Annotated in this window: 7 protein-coding genes; 4 read left to right on the top strand and 3 right to left on the bottom strand. The window is 34.2% G+C overall.

What is annotated here, in order from left to right; all coding sequences use genetic code 11:
- Positions 1-220: 220 nt before the first annotated feature.
- A complete protein-coding gene (locus tag J3U66_RS12490; RefSeq protein ID WP_267349219.1) occupies positions 221-2,044 on the top strand; it encodes a protelomerase family protein in 1,824 nt (607 codons plus the stop codon).
- A 24-nt stretch (positions 2,045-2,068) separates the two neighbouring features.
- Here J3U66_RS12490 and J3U66_RS12485 read toward each other — a convergent pair whose 3' ends face one another.
- The 3 genes from J3U66_RS12485 to J3U66_RS12475 form a co-directional block, all read right to left on the bottom strand.
- Complete coding sequence (locus J3U66_RS12485; RefSeq protein ID WP_267349217.1) at positions 2,069-2,374, bottom strand: hypothetical protein; 306 nt, start codon at positions 2,372-2,374, stop codon at positions 2,069-2,071.
- A 22-nt stretch (positions 2,375-2,396) separates the two neighbouring features.
- Complete coding sequence (locus tag J3U66_RS12480; RefSeq protein ID WP_267349215.1) at positions 2,397-6,326, bottom strand: plasmid replication protein, CyRepA1 family; 3,930 nt, start codon at positions 6,324-6,326, stop codon at positions 2,397-2,399.
- A 288-nt stretch (positions 6,327-6,614) separates the two neighbouring features.
- Positions 6,615-7,220 carry a helix-turn-helix domain-containing protein gene (locus J3U66_RS12475; RefSeq protein WP_267349214.1) on the bottom strand — a complete coding sequence of 202 codons (606 nt, stop codon included), beginning with the start codon at positions 7,218-7,220 and terminating at the stop codon, positions 6,615-6,617.
- A gap of 119 nt (positions 7,221-7,339) precedes the next feature.
- Here J3U66_RS12475 and J3U66_RS12470 point away from each other — a divergent pair, with 119 nt between their 5' ends.
- Genes J3U66_RS12470 through J3U66_RS12460 form a run of 3 tightly spaced genes read left to right on the top strand, consistent with a single transcriptional unit; the run spans position 7,340 to position 8,478 of the window.
- On the top strand, positions 7,340-7,540 hold the full coding sequence (locus J3U66_RS12470; RefSeq protein ID WP_267349213.1) for a Cro/CI family transcriptional regulator: 201 nt from the start codon (positions 7,340-7,342) through the stop codon (positions 7,538-7,540).
- Positions 7,527-8,201: a bacteriophage antitermination protein Q gene (locus J3U66_RS12465; RefSeq protein WP_267349212.1), complete on the top strand. Its 675-nt coding sequence runs from the start codon at positions 7,527-7,529 to the stop codon at positions 8,199-8,201. The genes J3U66_RS12470 and J3U66_RS12465 overlap by 14 nt, the downstream gene beginning before the upstream one ends.
- Complete coding sequence (locus J3U66_RS12460; protein ID WP_267349210.1) at positions 8,173-8,478, top strand: hypothetical protein; 306 nt, start codon at positions 8,173-8,175, stop codon at positions 8,476-8,478. Before J3U66_RS12465 ends, J3U66_RS12460 begins: the two co-directional genes overlap by 29 nt.
- Positions 8,479-8,480: the final 2 nt, after the last annotated feature.

The raw sequence follows: 8,480 nt of genomic DNA, 5'->3' as shown, positions 1-8,480 counted from the left end.
TAAATATGTTACCTTAAAGTAACAGCTTAATTAATAAAACGCGCGTTTTATTAATTAAGCTGTTACTTTAAGGTAACATATTTAATTAAATTGAGGTAACATATTTTTATTTAATATGTATATAAGTTTAAATTTAATTTATAAATATGTTACCTTTTTATTGATTTATTTTTAAAAGTGATTTATATTTATAAATATGTTACCTTTTGGAGGGTTGTATATGAATTATTCTGTAAAATATAATGGTGGAACTGGCCCGAGAAAAATAGATTTAAATGAATTAATAAAAAATTTAATTAATGATGTCGAATCTGTAGAGCAATCAAGCATTCCACAGGGTCAAAAAACCGCAAAATATAAAGCATTGGCTACAAAATTTAAAAACGCATTGTTTAATGATAAACGCAAGTTTAAAGGTAAAGGGTTGGACAACCGAATATCATTAAAAACATATAGCAATTATTTATCGAGAACAAGAAAATTGTTTGATAACAAATTGCATCACAGTTTTAAAAAAGAAATTAAAAAACTATCAAATAAATACACTGAATATTCTGATTTATTTGATAGCTGGCAACATGCAGAAACATCTAAAATCAGAATAGAACTATCAGAATTACAAAGTAAATTGAAAAAAGGGATGATTTTAATTGAAAAATATAAATCTAACTCAAAAAACACAGCTCTAATAAAATCATTTCCTGAGTGGAAAGAGTCAATAAAAAAAGGGACTATAATTGATGATGTTCAAACAGGAGAAAAACTACTAAATGATCTAAATAAAATAAAGGTCAATCATGAAATTATGTATCATCTAGTCATGGATGCAAATGAACGTGCTGCAATAAAAATAAAATCAGACAATAGCTTAAAAAATAAAAAACGCAGCACTGTCATTATTGATTATCAACAATACATGAATGGAATATATAAAATATTTTTAACACCTGATGAATTTTTTAATGATTTACAACGTAAAACGATAGCGCCTCTGGCGTTTGCGCTTGCAGCTGTATCTGGCAGACGAATGATTGAAATAATATTAACTGGTCAGTTTAAACGCGCTAGCAAAAATTCAGTTATATTTACCGGACAAGCCAAAAAACGTATTGAAAGTGATACTTTTGAACGTGAAATATATACGCTGATAGACAGCAGATTATTTATACAAAAAATAAAATTTTTAAGATCATTACCGGTTTTTGATGATATTGAAAATATAATACAAAAAAATATAAACGACGATAATAAAATTCGTAACGAGAAAACAATAATAAATTCTATATTCTCGTATCATTTATGTAGTTTTACGAAAAATTTTTTTAATGATTCAAGACGCGTATTCAAAGACACCCGGGCGATTTATGCTCGAATTGTTTATGAGAAATATTTTAAAACAGATCCGCGGTGGTCAAATGTTGATGAGGATGTTTTTTTTGCAGAAATTCTCGGTCATGATGATGATGAAACTCAACTTCATTATAAACAATTTAAACTAGCTAATTTCGATCCAAATTACACACCAATAATGCCAGAGAACACACGATTAATCGCTCTACAGAATATAGACAATGATATGCCAGGTCTGGCTGGACGAAATGCTGCAGTGAAAATTCATAACTGGGTAAAATCACAAATCGAGGCTAATCCCGACGCTAATATTACAACATATAGCATAAGAAAAGCTGTTTCTGTAAAACCAACAGTTGTTGCGAGATATTTGGAACATGCTGCGAGCGCACTAGGATTAGCAAAAAGTGAAGAAACAGGATGGCTAGAAAAACAGCCTGAACAATCATCAATAGTAATAAAAGACATTCCAGATTCAGCTGAAGTCGCTGACGAGATAAATGAATCTACTTCAGTTGAAACAGCGCATGTAGAACAGCATGATGAAGCCGAACAGCCACAATTCACTGCACAACAACTAATAGATAAAAGCTGGTTGGTACAGTATACATATAACGGACAGGCATGTGTATGGACCGGTCCCGCAGATAATATTGGTGATGCAATAAACAAAGCGTGGAAAAATCACAAATAATTCACTGGGGACATGTCCCCACTTTTATAACTCTAAAAGACTTTCTACATCGCTATTATCAACTGATACTATTTTTATTTCATATAGAAAATCAATGTAATCATCCAATGAATCTTTATTAATTTCATTAATCAACAATTGAAACGCTTGCTCTTTCTCTGTTTCTCTGAAAAATCCAAGGTTAAGACATTCAGTACTAACTCGAATTAAGTTTGTTTTAGATTCTTCTCGTAGCTGATCTATACGATCATTTGTTAATTTTTTTAAACATAATAACTGTTCAATATCTAATGAATTAACAAAATCTTGATTAAAAAAAATTGTACTCATTAATTTACCTCATAAATTCATATCATGCTGATTGCATTCTATTTTTCAATATATTCAACTCCATTGGTTCAATAGCACCTATGAATTCAGTTATATATATGCCTATTAATGTTTTTGTCAGCGCCTGAATAGGTAAGTTTTCATTGATAAACCACTCACGTTCGTCGTCTCGTAAAACATCTATAGCCCAACTGAGATCAATTGGTAATCCGTCGATAGCATTAGTTACCAACTGAGTCCATTTGTGTTCTACTGAGTGATCCTCGATTTGATATTTATTATTATATATAGATCTTAGATCGAGGATCACTTCGCGATCGTCTTTTAGCATTTCAATAGGTTTAGCTTGTATTGCTTTACCGTTGTTTTTACGTTGTTCAGTTATATTCGATATGAACGACCAGGATTTTTCATCTATAAACCAAACATAACCGCGCCCTTGTGATCGAGGCAGGCGACGCTTATCAACTTTATAACCCAACGCATTACATACCGCCTTAAACACCGTGTCAGCGCGTTTGGGCTTGCTTTTAGTACCTGCATAACCGCCGAACCGAATTACGTTATTAAACATCTGTATGCGTTCTGTGCTTATTAAATTATCCATCGCTCTTTGCATTGCTTCCGCAGTAACTTCACCTTTACCTGTTTCTAAATCAATACCGCAATCTTTAAAATATTGTCGCAATAGTTTTCTATGCAATGATGCATATGTCCTTGATGTAACATCGACCGCAGGTCGATAGCTAACTGTTACACTATCAACGACGGGGTGCGCTGTTCTGAAACGCTCGTCGGCTTCACTTTGTGATAGCGCGTTAACTATCATGTAATCAGAATGACCGTTTAATTTATATTTATATAAAAAGACAAAAGCTTGCTCTTCTTTATCAATAGCCGAGGCTTCGCTTTGTGACATGTCACGAATTTCGACGAGTTTTATTTTATTTTTTCCGCCTGTCAGCCAAAAATCGATAGTATCTTCAGTAACATCTAAACAAAGCTCGTTTTCAATATCAAAACGTGTTAACTGAGCCTTTTCTTCTTCTGTTAGTGTTCGTTTTTGTAATAGCTCATCACGCAACTGAATATCGGGCGTCTCAGCTTCTAAATAACGCATTAATTCGATTTCGTGAACTCGTTTTTTGGCTTCCTTTCTAACTGTTTTGCCCGTCGCGCTTTTAATATCATCTTTTGCCAAATGTTTAACATCATAGCCGTCGGCGTCTAAAATATGTATTAAATTATTAGCAAAATTAGCGCGCGACGTTGACTCAAGTTCCATAATTTTCATTTTCATTTTAGTGAACTGAGTGTCAGCAAGTCCAAGTGACAACTTGCCGTTCTCTAACGATGCGTCGCAATATTCTTGGTTTATTTCTCCCGTGTCGATCATCGCTTGAATAAAACCTGCTCTTATATTTTCTGCTGTTTCTGCGCGTTGGCCCGTTATTTTATCAAGCCCAATCATAAATGAGGTGGCCGTTCTGTCGCGTCGTAGCATTTGAATAGCGTCCGATGGAACAACTACACCGCTAAATAAACCAAAATGTCGAGTGAAATGCGGTACCTCGATTGATACGCCCGAAGATATAGCAGGGCTATAAATTAAACCATCGTATTTTGTAGCTGTTTTATTTGGTGCGTCAGTAAATTCCATCACGTCTGCCGATGGCGTTGTATCTTGTGAAACATAGAGCCAATTTTTTTGGGGATAGCGACTTTTTAGCTCATTGAGTAGCTGATCAGCTCTATTTTTATTATCAGTTGCGACTAAAAATTTTTCGTTATTTTCTGCAGCGTCGAGTATTTCGGTAAATACACGATCGCAATCAGTATAAAAAACCTCTCGTTTTTTTGTTTGTCCATTTTTGTCAGTGTACGAAACATCAACGGGCAACTCGATAACATGAATTTGCGACCATGGTTCAAGCCCTAGCTCCTCCCGTTTTTTTATTGCTATTTCACAGAGTTCTATTAATGTATCGTTTGCATCAGCATCAACTAGCACTGCATGTTCTCGAGAAGATGCAATTGCCAAAATTAATTGATTGAAAACATCCACAGGATATTTAACAATTTTACTCGTGCAAATAGCTCGCAAGCCCTGCGTTGCCTCGTCAAATCCCAAAAAGCCATGTTCTTTTACCAATGGTCGCCAACAGCCTTTTATTATGCTATTGACGCACAAAATGAGCTTTTTTATACCGCTCGATATTTCACTTAAACCTTGTTCCTGATAATTAAAAATATCGGATTTTTCGCGGTTTCCATCTGTCATCATGTCATATAGACCGGCGGTTAGACTCACTCTATGTGCTAATGAAATGCCACTAATACTCTCATGCATCAATGGTTTTAGTAGATGTTTAGATTTACCCGAACCCATGCCTGCTCTAACAATTACTGGCCCGTTTAACGATTTTATATGTTCTAAAATTTCATCATTAATAATGGAGGTTTTAAATTTTTTGTATGTGATGTGATCAGGGCGTAATGTAGGGTCTGTTATTTTATTACTAAATGAGCGAGCAGCTTGTGCTTTTATTTGTGATTTTGTGAATTGTCTGCCAACACGGCTACGAACCGTGCCTTCGTATGTTTTTAGCACATTTAAATGACGTAAATATTTATTAATTAATTCGACTAATTCTCGAGGTGAATAATCAATTGGACATCTAGACATCCCGACTTCTATACAGCTATATAGTTGTTTGACAAATTGTTTTCTGTTTTTAACTGATGTTACAGATAATGCTGTTAATTCATTTTTTAACTGATTTGTTGATATTGCTAATTTATTATCGTGCGAAAATAGTTGCCGTCGTGCCTCTCTTTTACCGCATTTTACGAACAAATCGTTAAAATCTGATAAATTTTCATTATCGTTTAAATTGTTAAATTTTGGATAAACACATTTTATTTTAGAGTGTTTTTTTAGTATTTCTAAACCGTATCTTATACCAGTGTTACCGTCACCCCTTTTTGCGGTTGTATGGTCATTATCAAGCGCTACAACAACATCAATCCAAGGATACAGTTCAACAATCTGATCAGCGACATTTATTAAATTGTTTGCTGAAACGCACATAATAGCTGCATCAAATTTGCCGTTTGCAGATAGATAAACAGTTGCTGCAGTTGCAAAACCCTCGGCTAGTACTATTTTTTTAGCATGTTTTAAATCACCAATTACATGACACGCCCCGACATAATCCCCGGGATTTAGTGCTGAGGTTAACTTTTTACTTCCGTCTTTATAAATTCGTTGCCACCCTGCTATTTTATTATCATTTATACGAGAGAGCGGAATGGCCATTATTTTGGTGGGCGCATGACCCCAGTTGAATGTTCTAACATCACAATAATTAAAAATATCGGTTATTTGTTTGCGTTGTGCATATTCAAACGAGCCGATTTCTTTGTCTGCTGATTCAAATTTATTTAGAAAGTCGTTGTATTTTTTAAGATTTTCAGCTTGTTTTTTTTGTTCTTCTATTGCTGCTAACTGTTCAAGTTTTTCACGTTCAGCTCGACGTTTTGCAATTTGTTCTGCGTTATTTTGAGCAAGTGGGCGCGTGACCCCACCTGTTGATTTTGATAAATTATACTCATTGAATAGGAATTGTAGACCTGACCAAGTGCCCGCATCAGAACCCTTTCTAACAAAGTTGACGAAGGGGTATGCTAAACCGTCCCGCGTTTTTTCTATTCTAGAATAAAGCTCAACGCGACCGCGTAACTTTTTCTCTAACGCTTTTGGAGCTGATTTGTTGTATGTGGAAAATTTCTCTTGCGTACCGCGTACTTCAGCTAGCCTGACTTTGTCTGCAACTGCTGACCAGTCTATGCCCGCTTCTGCTGCGAGTATTGATATTTCGTGATATGCCGCATCTAACAATAGATACGGATCGGCATTATATTTTTGCTGATAGAATGAAAATAAATTCATTGTGTGAACCCTTAAAAAAAAAGTTGCACGGGTTCCACAGAAAATGTATACTTTGCTATACAAACGTTATTGATTTGTGTTTTCTTTTATCTTTTTTTCTGTGAAACTAACAAATCTGTTACATCAATAAACCTTGGTCGCCACAACCAAGGTTTTTTAATGCCTGCAATTTATTAATTATTAAAAATTATTTACATTAAAAACCTTTGTTTTATGTTAATTTTGTCATTTTGACACGCTATATAATATAGCTTTGTTTTTTAAACTAATCAAATATAATTTGATCTTTTATGTATGTCTGATCATAACAGATCTAGCAACAGCAACTACTGCATGCATATAAAGCAGATCATTTTTGTTTTTAATTATTCGTTTATATGATGAGTTTGTAGAGTCCAGAAACACTTGATTATCTCTAATTGACGCCAATGTTTTTATCATTGTTTCACCGTCAAGCGTTTTTACCACCACGTCCTCTCCTGTTTGTGGAATGCTCACCGGGTCAACAATTACAACTTCTCCCTCCAGAACACGTGGGCTCATAGAATCCCCGATAACTTTTAACGCGTAGTATTTATTTGATTGAATGGGAAAATTAACATATTCATAACATCCACCAATATCAATTTCGTTCCACTCTTTGTCTGGTCCCGCTTGTGTATTACCGACAATAGGAATTTTTGATGAATTATTATCAAATCGTCCTGTCAAAACCCAGTCCGTAGGACGATCTAATGCAGCAGCTAATTTATATGCTATTCCTAAATTTGGAATCACTCCGTGATTTTCTATATTTGAGACAGCAGAACCTGTGGTACCAATTAATGCCCCCAGTTCTCTCGTTGTTTTTTTTAGCTCTAATCTGCGAGCCTTGATCCATTCACCCTGTTTCATGCTGAGTATAATATATCAATAATGATGAGCTGCCTAATCATTTTTATTTTTTTAAATTACAATTTTGACATTTTTGTTCTGATGAGTTAACTTATCAATAAAACTATAGTGAACTAAACATGAGAAAATCTGACGTTATTAAGTTTTTTGGGAATGGAGCAAAAGCCGCGAGGGCATTAAACATTGATAGAACAGCTCTTTATCAATGGGGTGAACTTGTTCCTGAAAGCCGTCAGTACGAGTTAGAGGTTAAAACGAATGGTTTACTAAAATCTGATTATACGATTCAAAAATTACGAGAAAACAATGAAAAAAAATAATGAACCCGATAGACGTCTATTAGTTGAATTTGTTCGTCAGCGATTGTTTTGTGTTTTTCATGTTTTTTATTCATCTAATAACAAAAAAACAATATTAAAAAATAATATTGATTTGAGTAATCCTCAAAATTTTAAACGCACAAAAAAATCAATAACTATTGACGGGCAAAAAATGAAATTAGAATCAGAGATGATCAGAGCAAATGAGACTACCAGTTTTAAATGTAGCTCAGTTTTGCTGTCTGAACTGAATTACAGACATTTGTCATGGTCACGAGCAGTTAGAAAAACGTTCGAGCATGAGCAAGCGTGGATTTATTACTGCTATGGCAATAAATTAGATTTTGATTATCAAATTATTATATGTCGTCATGTTTGGTCTGAATTCAATATAAACATCGTAGATCAACAAAAAAAAATCAGAACTGCAACATTAGAATTACTAAAACAATTAGTTTGGTTAGCCGTTCAGAATGCAGTTTATAAAATTAAAAACGATTTAGATATTTATAGTAGCAAAGAACTAGCAAATTTAACTAAAAAAACAGAGCCAAATTGGTGCGTAAATTATAACGATTTTTGGCATCAGCTATTAGCTATTTGTTATAAATTAGATCGGGAGGCGTTAATAAATGTTGATAGACAAAAACGAAACAATTAGTGATGCGCCTGTTTGTTTATGTAATGTTGTTCTAAATACTAAAAAAACATTACCCACACTACGATATAACCGAGCGTCGAACATGTATCAACTATATTGTAAAACATGCGGATTTAAAACACATGAGCGCGACAACAAACAGTCAGTTATAACAGATTGGTTTTACTCAAATCGTGCTGGGGACAGACATATTCGTGAATGTTGGGTTTCTCGATATAACACTCAAAACGGAACAGCAATTACATTAATGGGGACGTGTCCCAAATCACGGAGTTAATT

The sequence above is a fragment of the Gilliamella sp. B2969 genome, assembly GCF_026536195.1.
Lineage (GTDB): Bacteria > Pseudomonadota > Gammaproteobacteria > Enterobacterales > Orbaceae > Gilliamella.
The sequence above is the reverse complement of the archived record's forward strand: the minus strand, read 5'-3'. Positions and strand labels throughout refer to the sequence as shown.

Coding starts and splice junctions, on each gene's coding strand:
- J3U66_RS12465 (WP_267349212.1), top strand. CDS start 7,527: ATGAAAAAAAATAATGAACCCGATAGACGTCTATTAGTTGAATTTGTT.
- J3U66_RS12460 (WP_267349210.1), top strand. CDS start 8,173: ATGTTGATAGACAAAAACGAAACAATTAGTGATGCGCCTGTTTGTTTA.
- J3U66_RS12480 (WP_267349215.1), bottom strand. CDS start 6,326: ATGAATTTATTTTCATTCTATCAGCAAAAATATAATGCCGATCCGTAT.
- J3U66_RS12490 (WP_267349219.1), top strand. CDS start 221: ATGAATTATTCTGTAAAATATAATGGTGGAACTGGCCCGAGAAAAATA.
- J3U66_RS12485 (WP_267349217.1), bottom strand. CDS start 2,374: ATGAGTACAATTTTTTTTAATCAAGATTTTGTTAATTCATTAGATATT.
- J3U66_RS12470 (WP_267349213.1), top strand. CDS start 7,340: ATGAGAAAATCTGACGTTATTAAGTTTTTTGGGAATGGAGCAAAAGCC.
- J3U66_RS12475 (WP_267349214.1), bottom strand. CDS start 7,220: ATGAAACAGGGTGAATGGATCAAGGCTCGCAGATTAGAGCTAAAAAAA.